This window comes from Pseudomonas sp. NBRC 111140 (assembly GCF_001320885.1).
GTDB classification, from domain to species: domain Bacteria; phylum Pseudomonadota; class Gammaproteobacteria; order Pseudomonadales; family Pseudomonadaceae; genus Aquipseudomonas; species Aquipseudomonas putida_P.
Window position 1 is genome coordinate 1 of sequence record NZ_BCBQ01000016.1, and the last position, 13,779, is coordinate 13,779.

A 13,779-nucleotide genomic window follows, 5' to 3' on the forward strand; every position below is an offset into this window, starting at 1 on the left:
GTGTGCTGACGCCCGGCAGCCTGGTCGACATTGTCGATCAGGCCCATGCGCAAGGCGCCATAGGCGCGAATGGTCTCGAAACGCAACAGTGCCTGCGGGTCGCCATTGATAGCGTCCTGCAGTTCGGTACCGGTGTAGCCGATATCGGCAGCATTGACAAAAATGGTCGGGATGCCGGCATTGATCAAGGTCGCCTTGAAGGTGCCCACACCCGGCACTTCCAGGTCATCGACCAGCTTGCCGGTAGGGAACATGGCACCCCCGTCGCCGTCCTCGTCGGCGGCCGGGTCAAGAAACTCCAGCTGCACCTCGGCCGCCGGGAAGGTCACCCCGTCCAGCTCGAAATCGCCGGTTTCCTGCACCTCGCCTTCGGTGACCGGCACATGGGCGATGATGGTCTTGCCGATGTTCGCCTGCCAGATGCGCACGGTGGCGATACCGTTGCGCGGTATGCGCGCCGGGTCGACCAGGCCGCTGCTGATGGCGAACGAACCGACCGCAGCGGACAGGTTGCCGCAATTGCCGCTCCAGTCGACGAAGGCCTTGTCGATGCTGACTTGGCCGAACAGGTAATCGACATCGTGTTCGGGCTTGATGCTTCGCGACAGGATCACGGTCTTGCTGGTGCTGGACGTCGCACCGCCCATGCCGTCGATCTGCTTGCCGTAGGGGTCGGGGCTGCCGATTACCCGCAGCAGCAGTGCATCGCGGGCGGGGCCGGGGATTTGCGCCTGCTCGGGCAGGTCTTGCAGGCGGAAGAACACGCCTTTGCTGGTGCCGCCGCGGATGTAGGTGGCGGGGATTTTTACTTGCGGTACATGTGCCATTGTCTTGGGCATCCTGATAGTCCGGTGAAATACCCTGGGGCCGCAAAGCGGCCCCGCTTCATACTCAGACGGTCGCTTCGAGGAAGTCCTGGGCAAAGCGCTGCAGCACACCGCCCGCTTCGTAGATCGACACTTCCTCGGCGGTGTCCAGGCGGCAGGTCACCGGCACGTCAAGGCGCTCGCCATTGCTGCGGGTAACCACTAACGTCAGGGTCGCCCGTGGCGTACGCGCGCCCAGCACGTCATAGGTCTCGCTGCCGTCCAGGCCCAAGGTCTTGCGGTCGGTGCCCGGTTTGAACTCCAGCGGTAACACGCCCATGCCCACCAGGTTGGTGCGGTGAATGCGCTCGAAGCCTTCGGCGACGATTGCCTCGACACCCGCCAGGCGCACACCTTTGGCCGCCCAGTCACGGGACGAGCCCTGGCCGTAGTCCGCACCGGCAACGATGATCAGCGGCTGCTTGCGCTGCATGTAGGTTTCGATCGCCTCCCACATGCGGGTGACCTTGCCTTCCGGCTCGATACGCGCCAGCGAGCCCTGCTTCACGCTGCCATCTTCCTTGCGCACCATTTCGTTGAACAGCTTGGGGTTGGCAAAGGTGGCGCGCTGGGCGGTGAGGTGGTCGCCACGGTGGGTAGCGTAGGAGTTGAAGTCCTCTTCCGGCAGGCCCATTTTTGCCAGGTACTCACCGGCGGCGCTGTCGAGCATGATGGCGTTCGATGGCGACAGGTGGTCGGTGGTGATGTTGTCCGGCAGCACCGCCAGCGGGCGCATGCCACGCAACGTGCGCTCGCCCGCCAGGGCGCCTTCCCAGTAGGGTGGGCGGCGGATGTAGGTACTCATCGGGCGCCAGTCGTACAGCGGCGCCACTTTCGGCCCACGGTCCTCCTCGATGGCGAACATCGGGATATACACCTTGCGGAACTGCTCCGGCTTGACCGCGGCACGCACCACGGCATCGATTTCTTCATCGCTGGGCCAGATATCCTTCAGGCGGATTTCCTTGCCATCGACCACACCCAGCACATCCTTCTCGATGTCGAAGCGGATGGTACCGGCGATGGCGTAGGCCACCACCAGCGGCGGTGAAGCCAGGAAGGCCTGTTTGGCATACGGATGGATACGCCCGTCGAAGTTGCGGTTACCCGACAGCACGGCGGTGGCGTACAGGTCGCGGTCGATGATCTCTTGCTGGATCACCGGGTCGAGGGCGCCGGACATACCGTTGCAAGTGGTGCAGGCGAAGGCGACGATGCCAAAGCCGAGTTGCTCCAGTTCCTTCTCCAGGCCGGCCTCTTCCAGATACAACTGCACGGCCTTGGAGCCTGGCGCCAGCGATGACTTGACCCACGGCTTGCGGGCCAGCCCCAGCCGGTTGGCATTGCGTGCAATCAAGCCTGCGGCAATCACGTTGCGCGGGTTACTGGTGTTGGTGCAACTGGTGATGGCGGCGATGATCACCGCGCCATCAGGCATTTGCCCCGGTACCTCTTCCCAACTGCCGGCGATGCCTTTGGCCGCCAGGTCGCTGGTGGCCACGCGAGCATGCGGGTTGGACGGGCCGGCCATGTTGCGCACCACGCTCGACAGGTCGAAGCTCAGGGTACGCTCATAAACGGCAGCGCCCAGGCTGTCGGCCCACAGGCCGGCGGCCTTGGCGTAGGTCTCCACCAGCTTGACCTGCTGCTCTTCACGGCCGGTCAGGCGCAGGTAGTCGATGGTCTGCTGGTCGATGGCGAACATCGCTGCAGTGGCGCCGTATTCCGGGGCCATGTTGGAAATGGTGGCGCGATCGCCCAGGGTCAGGGCGCGGGCACCCTCACCGTGAAACTCCAGATACGCGCCGACCACCTTCTGCTTGCGCAGGAACTCGGTCAGGGCCAGCACCAGGTCGGTGGCGGTGATGTTCGGCGCCAGCTTGCCGGTCAGCTCGACGCCGACGATTTCCGGCAGGCGCATCCAGGAGGCGCGCCCGAGCATCACGTTCTCGGCTTCCAGGCCGCCCACGCCGATGGCGATCACGCCCAGGGCATCGACGTGCGGGGTGTGGCTGTCGGTGCCGACGCAGGTGTCCGGGTAGGCCACGCCACGGTCGTTGTGGATCACCGGCGACATCTTCTCCAGATTGATCTGGTGCATGATGCCGTTGCCCGGCTGGATCACGTCGACGTTCTTGAACGCCTTCTTGGTCCAGTTGATGAAGTGGAAGCGGTCTTCGTTGCGGCGGTCTTCGATGGCGCGGTTCTTCTCGAAAGCCTGCGGGTCGAAACCACCGCACTCCACGGCCAGCGAGTGGTCGACGATCAGTTGCACCGGCACCACCGGGTTGACGGCAGCCGGGTCACCACCTTTATCGGCGATGGCATCACGCAGGCCGGCGAGATCGACCAGCGCGGTTTGGCCGAGAATGTCGTGGCACACCACGCGGGCCGGGAACCACGGGAAGTCGAGGTCGCGCTTGCGCTCGATCAGCTGGCTCAGCGAGGCGTCGAGCGTGGCTGGGTCGCAGCGACGCACCAGGTTTTCGGCGAGCACGCGGGAGGTGTATGGCAGGCCGTCGTAGGCGCCGGGCTTGATCGCCTCGACCGCCGCACGGGCATCGAAGTAGTCCAGGTCGGTGCCTGGCAGGTGCTTGCGGAATGCTGTGTTCATATCGTTATCAGGCTCGGTCACGGTATTCGGGGGCAGGTGCGGCTCAGGCCTCGGGAGCGCTACGCGCCCCTTTCGCGACACAAAGCCGCCCCCACAGGTACTGCGCCGTCCCTGTGGGATCGGCCTTGTGTCGCGAAAGGGCTGCGCAGCAGCCCCAGCAATCTCTGACTCAGCGCTGCTCGATCGGCACGAACTGGCGCTGCTCGACGCCGACATACTCGGCGCTCGGGCGGATGATGCGGTTGTTGGCGCGCTGCTCGAAGACGTGCGCCGCCCAGCCGGTCAGGCGCGAGCAGACGAAGATCGGGGTGAACAGCTTGGTCGGGATGCCCATGAAGTGGTAAGCCGAAGCATGGTAGAAGTCGGCGTTCGGGAACAGGCGCTTCTGCTCCCACATGGTCTTGTCGATGGCTTCGGAAACCGGGTACAGCACCTTGTCGCCCACTTCGTCGGCCAGTTGCTTCGACCAGCCCTTGATCACCTCGTTGCGCGGGTCGGACTCTTTGTAGATGGCATGGCCGAAGCCCATGATCTTGTCCTTGCGCTCGAGCATGCGCAGCAGCTCGGCAGTGGCTTCCTGCGGGCTCTGGAAGCGCTCGATGAGCTCCATCGCGGCTTCGTTGGCACCGCCGTGCAGCGGGCCGCGCAGCGAGCCGATGGCAGCGGTAATGCAGGAGTACAGGTCGGACAGGGTCGAGGCGCAGACACGCGCAGTGAAGGTCGAGGCGTTGAACTCGTGCTCGGCGTAGAGAATCAGCGACACGTTCATGACCTTGACGTGCAGCTCGCTTGGCTTCTTGCCGTGCAGCAGGTGCAGGAAGTGGCCACCGAGGGTGTCTTCATCGCTGGTGCAGTCAATGCGTACGCCATGGTGGGTGAAGCGGTACCAGTAGCACATCACGGCCGGGAAAAGCGCCAGCAGGCGGTCGGTCTTGTCGCGCTGGGCCTCGAAGGTCAGTTCGGGTTCGAGGGTTCCCAGCACCGAACAGCCAGTGCGCATCACGTCCATCGGGTGGGCGTCGCGCGGGATGCGCTCCAGCACCTCCTTCAATGCTTGCGGCAGGTCACGCAGGCCCTTGAGCTTGCGTTTGTAGTCGGCAAGCTCGGCTTGGGTTGGCAGCTCGCCGTACAGCAGCAGGTAGGCGACTTCTTCAAATTCGGCACCGGCCGCCAGGTCACGTACATCGTAACCCCGATAGGTCAGCCCGGCACCGGCCTGGCCCACGGTCGACAGTGCAGTCTGGCCGGCCACCTGGCCACGCAGGCCTGCGCCACTGAGTACTTTTGCTTCGGCCATGGTGTTTCTCCTTTCTTGAATTTGTTATGGATGCTTTCTGGCTAATTCGGGAGATGTCGCTCAGCCCTTCTTCTGGGCAAACAACGCATCAAGGCTCTGCTCGAAGGCGTGATAGCCGATGGCATCGTAGAGCTCCATGCGGGTTTGCATGGTGTCGATCACGTTTTTCTGCGTGCCGTCACGACGCAGCGCGGTGTACACGTTCTCGGCCGCCTTGTTCATGGCGCGGAACGCCGACAGTGGGTACAGCACCAGCGACACGTCGACCGAAGCCAGTTCTTCGGTGGTGTACAGCGGCGTGGCGCCGAACTCGGTGATGTTGGCCAGAATCGGTGCCTTCACCCGATCGGCGAAAGTCTTGTACATCTGCAGTTCGGTGATGGCTTCCGGGAAGATCATGTCGGCGCCGGCCTCGATGCAGGCCTCGGCACGGTCCAGGGCAGCGTTCAGGCCTTCGACGGCCAACGCGTCGGTACGCGCCATGATCACGAAGCTGTCATCGCTGCGGGCATCCACGGCAGCCTTGATGCGGTCGACCATTTCCTGTTGGGTGACAATTTCCTTGTTCGGGCGATGGCCGCAACGCTTGGCGCCAACCTGGTCCTCGATATGGATCGCGGCAGCGCCGAACTTGCTCATCGAGCGCACGGTACGGGCAACGTTGAAGGCCGAGGCACCGAAGCCGGTATCGACATCCACCAACAGCGGCACGTCGCAGACATCGGTGATACGGCGCACGTCGGTGAGCACGTCGTCCAGGCCACTGATGCCCAGGTCCGGCAGGCCCAGGGAGCCTGCGGCCACGCCTCCACCGGACAGGTAGATGGCCTTGAAGCCGGCACGCTTGGCCAACAGGGCATGGTTGGCATTGATGGCGCCAACCACCTGCAGCGGATGTTCAGCGGCAACGGCATCGCGGAAACGCTGACCGGGGGTGCTCTTCACAGTCATTTCTCACCTCGTGGGCTGTTGTTGTGGGCGTCCAGATAGTGGCGCTCGATATTGCGTTTGGATGCACCGATATGGCGGCGCATCAGGAGCTCGGCCAGTTCGCCGTCACGGTCGGCGATGGCATCGAGAATGCGGTGGTGCTCGGCAAAGGCCTGACGCGGCCGGTTGGGCGTGGCGGAGAACTGGATGCGGTACATGCGCACCAGCTGGTACAGCTCGCCGCAGAGCATCTTGACCAGGGTCTGGTTACCGCTACCCTGAATAATCCGGTAGTGGAAGTCGTAGTCGCCTTCCTGCTGGTAGTAACCCAGGCCGGCCTGGAACGCAGCGTCGCGCTCGTGGGTGTCGAGCACCCGGCGCAACTCGTCGATGTCGGCCTGGCTCATGCGTTCGGCCGCCAGCCGGCAGGCCATGCCTTCCAGGGACTCGCGAATTTCGTACAGTTCGATCAGCTCGGCGTGGTTGAGCGACACTACCCTCGCCCCTACATGCGGCACGCGCACCAGCAGGCGCTGGCCTTCAAGGCGGTGGATAGCCTCGCGCAGCGGCCCACGGCTGATGCCATAGGTGCGCGCCAGTTCCGGCTCGGAAATCTTGCTGCCGGGGGCGATTTCACCCTTGACGATGGCCGCCTGGATGCGCCGGAAGACGTTTTCGGAAAGTGTTTCCGTTTCGTCTGCCAGCACTGGGCCAGGGGTGGAAAGGTCCTGCATATTGTCGACACCTTGAAAAACTCTTCGCCAGAAATTAACCAACAGAGCCCATCAAGTCAAAGACAAAATGAATATTGTCGACAATCGTCTAAGAACGAACTATCACCGCCTTGATGCTGTCAGATCGCGCACCGCTGGCGTCAAGACGTCGGCGTGATAGAATGCCGCGCCTCCAATGGGGTATGGATAGCCTGTCTGTCATACATTCATGCTTGTTGACAGATACACGAGGAAGCTTGCGCAGCCGTTGCCAGTCGCCTTGACCCGAACCTTGCCTAGAACCTTGCACTGCACCGCGCCAGGATTATGAGACTTACACCCGTTTTATTGCTGCTATGCCTCACCCTGCTGCCGGCCCTTGGCCAGGCTGCGGGCAAGACCGTGTATGGTCTCAACGAATACGCACAGCTGGGCGACCTGAACCTGGAAGTGGCCGCCAAGCTCGACACCGGTGCCAAGACCGCGTCGCTCAGCGCCCGCGACATCAAGCGGTTCAAGCGCAACGGCGAAAGCTGGGTACGTTTCTACCTCGCCATCGATGCGGCCCATTCGCACCCGATCGAACGCCCACTGGCACGCGTAAGCAAGATCAAGCGCCGGGCTGGCGACTATGATGCCGAATCGGGCAAGGCCTACACGGCCCGCCCGGTCATCGAACTCGAAATCTGCATGGGCCAGGCCATGCGCACCATCGAAGTGAACCTCACCGACCGCAGCGCCTTCCAGTTCCCGCTGCTGATCGGCTCCGAGGCGCTCAAGCACTTCGACGCGCTGGTTGACCCAAGCCTTAAATATGCGGCCGGCAAACCTGCCTGTGCCACCGACGCTCCCAAAGCAGAGTAATCCCGATGCGCTCTCTTACCCTCCATCTGAAAGTCCTGATCACCGTACTGGTGCTATTGGGCGTGGCGGTCACGGCTTATCAGATCTTCTTCCTCGGCATCCCGGTGACCGAGGATGAAACCGACGACCTGTGGAACATCGACGCCAAGGTCGAGTTCGTGGCCAGCACCAAGGACCCGGTCAAGGTGCAGATGTTCGTGCCGCCGCTGAACCGCGACTACGTCAGCCTGAACGAGAGCTTCATCTCCAACAACTACGGGGTCAGCGTCAACCGCGCCGACGGCAACCGCAAGGTCACCTGGTCGGCCCGCCGCGCCAGTGGCAACCAGACCCTCTACTACCGCCTGGTGCTGACCAAGCGCTACAGCAACGAGAAGACCACGGTCAAAGGCCCGACCTTCCGTGACAGCCTGGCCGTCGAAGGCCCCGAGAAGATCGCCGCTGAAGCCCTGATGGCACCGATCCGCCAGCACTCGGCCGACGTCGAAACCTTCGTCAGCGAGACCATCAAGCGGGTCAACAACCTCAATGATGACAACGTCAAGCTGCTGCTGGCCGGCGACACTTCGGCCATGAAGAAGGCCCAGATCATCGACCTGCTGCTGTCGATCGCCCACGTGCCGATGGAAAAGGTGCACACCATCCGCCTGGTCGCCGACACCCCGCAGACCCCGGAACTGTGGCTGCGCAGCTTCAACGGCAACGACTGGCTGTACTTCAACCCGGACACCGGCGAGCAAGGCCTGCCGAGCGACCGCCTGCTGTGGTGGACGGGTGACGACAACCTGATCACCGTCGATGGCGGCAAGAAGGCCAACGTCACCTTCAGCATGAACAACAGCGAGATGAACGCCATTCGCCTGGCCAAGCTGACCGACGAGAACACCGACGCCGACTTCCTCGAGTACTCGTTGTACGGCCTGCCGCTGCAAACCCAGCAAACCTTCATGATCATGGTCATGATCCCGATCGGCGTGCTGGTGATCCTGGTGTTGCGCAACCTCATCGGCCTGCAGACCCTGGGTACCTTCACACCGGTACTGATTGCCCTGGCCTTCCGCGAGACCCAGCTAGGCTTTGGCATCGTGCTGTTCACGGTGATCACCGCCCTGGGCCTGTCACTGCGCTCGTACCTGGAACACCTCAAGCTGCAGATGCTGCCACGCCTGTCGGTGGTGCTGACCTTCGTCGTGGTACTGATCGCCGCCATCAGCCTGTTCAGCCATAAACTGGGCCTGGAGCGCGGGCTGTCGGTGGCGCTGTTCCCGATGGTGATCCTGACCATGACCATCGAACGCCTGTCGATCACCTGGGAAGAGCGTGGCGGCGGCCATGCCATGAAAGTGGCCATCGGCACCCTGTTCGCCGCCTCGGTGGCACACCTGCTGATGATGGTGCCGGAACTGGTGTACTTCGTATTCACCTTCCCGGCCGTACTGCTGATCCTGGTGGGCTTCATGCTGGCGATGGGCCGTTATCGCGGCTACCGCCTGACCGAGCTCGTGCGTTTCAAGGCTTTTCTGAAGAAGGCTGACGCCTGATGTTTGGCCTGATCAAGACGTGGAAAGCCCTGGAGGCCCGGGGCATCATGGGTATCAACCGGCGCAACGCGGACTACGTGTTGAAGTACAACAAGCGCCACCTGTACCCGATCGTCGACGACAAGATCATCACCAAGGAGCGTGCCCTGGCGGCCGGCATCCATGTGCCGGAAATGTACGGCATCATCGAGACCGAAAAAGAGATCGAGAAGCTCGACCAGATCATTGGCGGGCGCAACGATTTCGTCATCAAGCCGGCGCAGGGCGCCGGCGGTGACGGCATCCTGGTGATCGCCGACCGCTTCGAAGACCGCTACCGCACGGTGTCGGGCAAGATCATCAGCCATGAGGAAATCGAGCACCAGATTTCCAGCATCCTCACTGGCCTGTACTCGCTCGGCGGGCACCGCGACCGCGCGCTGATCGAGTACCGGGTGACCCCGGACCAAATCTTCAAGAGCATCAGCTACGAAGGCGTGCCGGATATCCGCATCATCGTGCTGATGGGCTACCCGGTAATGGCCATGCTGCGCCTGCCAACCCGCCAGTCCGGTGGCAAGGCCAACCTGCACCAGGGCGCCATTGGTGTGGGTGTGGACCTGGCCACCGGCGTGACCCTGCGTGGCACCTGGCTGAACAACATCATCAGCAAACACCCGGACACCACCAATGCGGTGGACGGCGTGCAGCTGCCGAACTGGGACGGTTTCATGAAGCTGGCCGCCGGCTGTTACGAGCTGTGCGGCTTGGGCTACATTGGCGTGGACATGGTGCTGGACCAGGAAAAGGGGCCGTTGATTCTGGAGCTCAATGCCCGCCCGGGACTGAACATCCAGATTGCCAACGACTGCGGTTTGACCCAGCGTACCCATGCCATCGAGGCGCATATCGAAGCGCTGGCCAAGGACGGCGTGACCGAGGATGCCGAGCAGCGGGTACGGGTCGCGCAAGGGCTGTTTGGGCACGTACCCAACCGCTGAGATACCGGGGGGCTGCATTGCAGCCCCTAATGCAGGATCAGCCTTGTGCTGCGAATGGGCCAAACACAATGTTGAATGTCGCGCCCAGTGCTAGGCGCTTTTCCTACACAGGTCTACAATCGCCCTCCTCGCTTTTACATCGCCGTCCACACTGATGCCGACCTGTACGCTTTACCCCCTGCCCTACCAGCCCGACCCTGCCGCCTATTTCGCCCGCCTGCGCCAGGCCCCCGGCGCAATTCTGCTCGACAGCGCCCGCCCTGGCGCCGAACGCGGCCGCTTCGACCTGCTCAGCGCCTGGCCGCTGCAACAGTTGCGAGCGCACCCGCACGAAGAAGGCCGCGCCTTCCTTCAGCGCCTGCGGGTCGGCCTGGCTCAACTGGGTTACGCCGACTTGCCCGACGGTGTAGAACTGCCCTTCGCCGGCGGCCTGATCGGCTACCTGAGCTATGACTTCGGACGCCGCCTAGAACACCTGCCAAGCCATGCCGTGGACGACCTCGGCCTGCCAGACGCCCAACTGGGCCTGTACGCTTGGGCATTGGTCAGCGACCATCTGCTCGGCACCAGCCAACTGGTGTTTCACCCAAACCTGGCAGCTGACGAACGCCAACGCCTGATCAGCCTGTTCCAAGGCGAAATCAACGCCGAAGCCGGCGAGTTCCAGCTGCTCGCGCCGATGGCCGGCGACCTGCAGCCCGAGCAGTACAAAGCAGCCTTTGACCAGGTACAACGCTACATCCAGGCCGGTGACTGCTACCAGATCAACCTCACCCAACGCTTCCGCGCGCCCTGCCAGGGCGACCCGTGGCGCGCCTACCAGGCCCTGCGCCAGGCCTGCCCAACGCCGTTCTCCGGCTACCAGCAACTGGCCGACGGCAGCGCCTTACTGAGCTTTTCGCCTGAACGCTTCATTCGCGTCAACCAGGGCCAGGTGGAAACCCGACCCATCAAGGGCACCCGCCCACGCGCCAGCGACCCGACCGAAGACACGCGCAATGCCGAAGAGTTGCTGCACAGCCCCAAGGACCGCTCGGAAAACCTGATGATCGTCGACCTGCTGCGCAACGATTTGGGGCGCACCTGCAAAATCGGTTCAGTGCAGGTACCGGAGCTGTTCAGCCTGGAGAGCTACCCCAACGTCCACCACCTGGTCAGCAGCATCACCGGCCAGCTGGCCAGCGACAAGGACGCGCTGGACCTGATCGGCGACAGCTTCCCCGGCGGCTCGATCACCGGTGCACCGAAAATCCGCGCCATGCAGATCATCGACGAGCTGGAGCCATCGCGCCGTGCGCTGTACTGCGGCTCTATGCTGTATGTGGATGTGCGCGGCGAGATGGACAGCTCCATTGCCATTCGCAGCCTGCTGGTCAAGGACGGCCAGGTCAGTTGCTGGGGCGGCGGCGCGGTGGTAGCCGACTCCGAGTGGCAGGCCGAATATGAAGAGTCGATCGCTAAAGTGCGGGTGCTGATGCAAACCTTGCAGGGCTTGTGAGTCCGTCTAGCCCGCGTTTTTTTGTTACCATCACCTCATTACGAGCGCACAGCGCCACAGCCAAGATGGAAACCGCCTGATGAGCCAACCCTTCGACGTCGCCGCCCTGGCCGCGACCTACGCCAACAAGTCCCCACAGGACATTCTCAAGCTCGCGTTCGAGCATTTTGGTGATGACCTGTGGATCTCCTTCAGCGGCGCCGAGGACGTGGTGCTGGTCGACATGGCCTGGAAGCTGAACAAGCAAGTCAAGGTGTTCAGCCTCGACACCGGTCGCCTGCACCCGGAGACCTACCGGTTCATCGACCAGGTACGCGAGCAGTACAACCTGCCGATCGAAATCCTCAGCCCTGATCGGGCCAAGCTCGACCCGTTCGTCAAGGAAAAGGGCCTGTTCAGCTTCTACAAGGATGGCCATGGGGAGTGCTGCGGCATTCGCAAGATCGAGCCGTTGCGCCGCAAGTTGGCCACCGTCAGCGCTTGGGCTACCGGCCAGCGCCGCGACCAGAGCCCGGGCACCCGCAGCCAGGTGGCGGCACTGGAAATCGACAGTGCCTTCTCCACCCCTGAACGTACGCTGTACAAGTTCAACCCGCTGGCGCAGATGAGCAGTGAAGAGGTGTGGGGCTATATCCGCATGCTTGAACTGCCTTACAACAGCCTGCATGAACGCGGCTTCATCAGCATTGGTTGCGAGCCGTGCACCCGGCCGGTGCTGCCGAACCAGCATGAGCGTGAAGGGCGTTGGTGGTGGGAAGAGTCGACGCAGAAGGAATGCGGGTTGCACGCGGGCAACCTGATCAGCAAGGCTTGAAATAGCCGGGGCTGCTATGCAGCCCCAGCATTCTTGAATCAGTGCACTGGCAGTTCGACGCCTTCGAAAAGTTCTTCCAGCTCCTGCTTGTTATGGCACTGAATCGCCTTGGCCATCACTTCGCGGGTCAGGTGCGGGGCGAACTTCTCGATGAAGTCGCACATGAAGCCACGCAGGAAGGTGCCACGGCGGAAGCCGATCTTGGTAATGCTGGCTTCGAACAGCTCGCTGGCGTCCAGGGCCACCAGGTCACTGTCGAGCTTGGCATCCACGGCCATGCCAGCAACGATGCCCACGCCCAACCCCAAGCGTACATAGGTCTTGATCACGTCGGCGTCAGCCGCGGTGAATACAACTTTCGGCGTGAGGCCTCGGTGGTTGAAGGCTTCGTCCAGCTTCGAACGCCCGGTGAAACCGAACACGTAGGTAACGATCGGGTATTCGGCAACGGCTTCCAGGGTCAGCTTCGGCAGCTTGGCCAGTGGGTGACCTTGCGGCACCACCACGCAACGGTTCCACTTGTAGCACGGCATCATGATCAGGTCGCCGAACAGCTCCAGCGCCTCGGTAGCGATAGCGAAGTCGACCGTACCGTCCGCAGCCATCTCGGCAATCTGCATGGGTGAGCCCTGATGCATGTGCAGGGACACTTCCGGGTATTGCTTGATGAAACTGCTGATTACCGGCGGCAGTGCATAACGCGCCTGGGTATGGGTAGTGGCAATGGACAGCGTGCCCTTCTTCTCGTTGGAGAACTCCTGGGCGATCTGCTTGATGCTCTCGACCTTGCGCAGGATTTCGCCTGCGGTATTGATGATGCGCTCACCGGCCGGAGTAACGCGGGTCAGATGCTTGCCACTGCGGGCAAAGACTTCAACACCCAGTTCGTCTTCGAGCAGGCGGATCTGCTTGCTGATACCTGGCTGGGAGGTATACAGGCTCTGCGCCGTCGCGGAGACGTTGAGGTCATGGTGCGCCACTTCCCAGATGTAGCGCAGTTGTTGAAGCTTCATAGGTTCCCCTCGGTTCAGCGATGAGTCCGCGGCAGCAGGCAGCGACGATATATAACTATATTAGTGGTTCTGGAAATAAATCTAGAACTATTTTGTTACGCGCCAGCCGGAAATGGCCTACAGCCATCTTCATGTTTTCCTACGCCCCAGGTGCTGCGCCAAAGGCACCATGTACACCGGCACCGGCGACAATTGCAGCAGCCGCACCGCCGTGCGCCCCAGCGGTACGTCCACCCCGGCACCGGCGCTGTGGCTACCGAATATCAACAGGTCGACGCTTAGCCGCTGCGCCTGGTCGAGAATCACTTGGGCCGGGTCGCCCTGCCGTACCCGCACGGCTTTGATCACCGCCAGATCGGCTTCTTCACCTAGCTCGTCGCGAAAGCTTTCCAGCACCCGCTGCTCTATATTCGCCATCACCGTGTTCACGCCTTGGCTATGCAACTGGTCGAGCGTCTGCTCATCGAGGTAGCTTTGCAGGAGGGATTCGGCGAACTGGCCCATCGGCTCTACCGCGTGAATCACATACAATTCGGCGTTGAACGTGCGCGCCAACGCCAGCGCGTGCTGCATCACGAAAGGGGCGTAGACACCGAGGTCGGTGGCGTACAGCATGGAGCGGATCATTCGACCTCCTCGACTGCCGCAG

12 protein-coding genes are annotated in these 13,779 nt (G+C 62.4%); 5 read left to right on the forward strand and 7 right to left on the reverse strand.

The genetic code is table 11. The annotated features are described in order from the left end of the window. The 5 genes from prpF to APH42_RS07530 all read right to left on the reverse strand — a co-directional run. A partial coding sequence (gene prpF / locus APH42_RS07510) for a 2-methylaconitate cis-trans isomerase PrpF (protein WP_060493050.1) occupies window positions 1-827 on the reverse strand: 827 nt, incomplete at its 3' end. Between the two features lie 64 nt (window positions 828-891). Beyond that, entirely contained in the window at window positions 892-3,480 is a 2,589-nt protein-coding gene (gene acnD, locus APH42_RS07515) for a Fe/S-dependent 2-methylisocitrate dehydratase AcnD (protein ID WP_060493051.1), read from the reverse strand. Between the two features lie 169 nt (window positions 3,481-3,649). Beyond that, window positions 3,650-4,777 (reverse strand): 2-methylcitrate synthase, encoded by a 1,128-nt coding sequence (prpC, locus tag APH42_RS07520; RefSeq protein WP_060493052.1) that lies wholly within the window; start codon window positions 4,775-4,777, stop codon window positions 3,650-3,652. A 60-nt stretch (window positions 4,778-4,837) separates the two neighbouring features. Further along, window positions 4,838-5,728 carry a methylisocitrate lyase gene (prpB, locus tag APH42_RS07525; RefSeq protein WP_060493053.1) on the reverse strand — a complete coding sequence of 297 codons (891 nt, stop codon included), beginning with the start codon at window positions 5,726-5,728 and terminating at the stop codon, window positions 4,838-4,840. Continuing rightward, window positions 5,725-6,441 (reverse strand): GntR family transcriptional regulator, encoded by a 717-nt coding sequence (locus APH42_RS07530; RefSeq protein WP_012271590.1) that lies wholly within the window; start codon window positions 6,439-6,441, stop codon window positions 5,725-5,727. Before APH42_RS07530 ends, prpB begins: the two co-directional genes overlap by 4 nt. Window positions 6,442-6,747: 306 nt before the next feature. Between APH42_RS07530 and APH42_RS07535 the strand changes: the two genes are divergently transcribed. From APH42_RS07535 to APH42_RS07555, 5 genes are all read left to right on the forward strand, one after another. After that, window positions 6,748-7,284, forward strand: coding sequence for an ATP-dependent zinc protease (locus tag APH42_RS07535; protein ID WP_012271589.1), 537 nt, complete (start codon window positions 6,748-6,750; stop codon window positions 7,282-7,284). Between the two features lie 5 nt (window positions 7,285-7,289). Beyond that, window positions 7,290-8,825 (forward strand): inactive transglutaminase family protein, encoded by a 1,536-nt coding sequence (locus APH42_RS07540; protein ID WP_012271588.1) that lies wholly within the window; start codon window positions 7,290-7,292, stop codon window positions 8,823-8,825. Then, a complete protein-coding gene (locus APH42_RS07545; RefSeq protein WP_012271587.1) occupies window positions 8,825-9,805 on the forward strand; it encodes an alpha-L-glutamate ligase-like protein in 981 nt (326 codons plus the stop codon). The genes APH42_RS07540 and APH42_RS07545 overlap by 1 nt, the downstream gene beginning before the upstream one ends. A 154-nt stretch (window positions 9,806-9,959) precedes the next feature. Next, window positions 9,960-11,303 (forward strand): aminodeoxychorismate synthase component I, encoded by a 1,344-nt coding sequence (gene pabB / locus APH42_RS07550; RefSeq protein ID WP_060493054.1) that lies wholly within the window; start codon window positions 9,960-9,962, stop codon window positions 11,301-11,303. Window positions 11,304-11,382: 79 nt separating this feature from the next. Further along, window positions 11,383-12,117, forward strand: coding sequence for a phosphoadenylyl-sulfate reductase (locus tag APH42_RS07555; protein WP_003250299.1), 735 nt, complete (start codon window positions 11,383-11,385; stop codon window positions 12,115-12,117). Window positions 12,118-12,155: 38 nt separating this feature from the next. On the opposite strand, the gene cysB is transcribed toward APH42_RS07555, so the two are convergent. Both cysB and APH42_RS07565 read right to left on the reverse strand, forming a co-directional pair. Then, a complete protein-coding gene (gene cysB / locus APH42_RS07560; RefSeq protein WP_010953293.1) occupies window positions 12,156-13,130 on the reverse strand; it encodes an HTH-type transcriptional regulator CysB in 975 nt (324 codons plus the stop codon). A 129-nt stretch (window positions 13,131-13,259) separates the two neighbouring features. Further along, the gene (locus tag APH42_RS07565; RefSeq protein ID WP_060493055.1) at window positions 13,260-13,757 is read right to left on the reverse strand and encodes a universal stress protein; all 498 of its coding nucleotides are present in this window, start codon (window positions 13,755-13,757) and stop codon (window positions 13,260-13,262) included. Between the last annotated feature and the right edge of the window lie 22 nt (window positions 13,758-13,779).

Excerpts from the sequence above, each read along its gene's own strand:
- APH42_RS07530 (WP_012271590.1), bottom strand. The coding sequence starts at position 6,441 with ATGCAGGACCTTTCCACCCCTGGCCCAGTGCTGGCAGACGAAACGGAA.
- prpC (WP_060493052.1), bottom strand. The coding sequence starts at position 4,777 with ATGGCCGAAGCAAAAGTACTCAGTGGCGCAGGCCTGCGTGGCCAGGTG.
- APH42_RS07555 (WP_003250299.1), top strand. The coding sequence starts at position 11,383 with ATGAGCCAACCCTTCGACGTCGCCGCCCTGGCCGCGACCTACGCCAAC.
- APH42_RS07540 (WP_012271588.1), top strand. The coding sequence starts at position 7,290 with ATGCGCTCTCTTACCCTCCATCTGAAAGTCCTGATCACCGTACTGGTG.
- APH42_RS07535 (WP_012271589.1), top strand. The coding sequence starts at position 6,748 with ATGAGACTTACACCCGTTTTATTGCTGCTATGCCTCACCCTGCTGCCG.
- APH42_RS07565 (WP_060493055.1), bottom strand. The coding sequence starts at position 13,757 with ATGATCCGCTCCATGCTGTACGCCACCGACCTCGGTGTCTACGCCCCT.
- prpB (WP_060493053.1), bottom strand. The coding sequence starts at position 5,728 with ATGACTGTGAAGAGCACCCCCGGTCAGCGTTTCCGCGATGCCGTTGCC.
- cysB (WP_010953293.1), bottom strand. The coding sequence starts at position 13,130 with ATGAAGCTTCAACAACTGCGCTACATCTGGGAAGTGGCGCACCATGAC.
- APH42_RS07545 (WP_012271587.1), top strand. The coding sequence starts at position 8,825 with ATGTTTGGCCTGATCAAGACGTGGAAAGCCCTGGAGGCCCGGGGCATC.
- acnD (WP_060493051.1), bottom strand. The coding sequence starts at position 3,480 with ATGAACACAGCATTCCGCAAGCACCTGCCAGGCACCGACCTGGACTAC.
- pabB (WP_060493054.1), top strand. The coding sequence starts at position 9,960 with ATGCCGACCTGTACGCTTTACCCCCTGCCCTACCAGCCCGACCCTGCC.